Genomic DNA, 294 nt, shown 5'->3' with positions numbered 1-294 from the left:
CAATACACATTAAAATCATGAGTAAAAATCAAGTAAAACTAGGAAAAGAGGTAACGCTTAACAAGGATGCAGTTACAAAATTACAGGAAGACCAATTAAACAAAGTAAAAGGAGGAATTAAGTCCATTGATGATCAGTTCGAGGGGATCAGCCTTAGCTGTTTAGAGGTATCATGTAACCCATGCTAATTAAAATACTAATCAATACACATTAAAATCATGAGTAAAAATCAAGTAAAACTAGGAAAAGAGGTAACGCTTAACAAGGATGCAGTTACAAAATTACAGGAAGACC

General features: G+C 33.0%; 2 protein-coding genes. Both read left to right on the top strand.

The window, feature by feature from the left end:
* A partial coding sequence (locus C1638_RS22555) for a class I lanthipeptide (protein ID WP_228428257.1) occupies nt 1–188 on the top strand: 188 nt, incomplete at its 5' end.
* A gap of 30 nt (nt 189–218) precedes the next feature.
* Nucleotides 219–294, top strand: a 76-nt coding sequence (locus C1638_RS22820; protein WP_194294480.1) for a class I lanthipeptide, incomplete at its 3' end; no start/stop codon positions are given.

The organism is Chryseobacterium oncorhynchi (genome assembly GCF_002899895.1).
GTDB classification, from domain to species: Bacteria; Bacteroidota; Bacteroidia; order Flavobacteriales; family Weeksellaceae; genus Chryseobacterium; species Chryseobacterium oncorhynchi.
The sequence above is the reverse complement of the archived record's forward strand: the minus strand, read 5'-3'. Positions and strand labels throughout refer to the sequence as shown.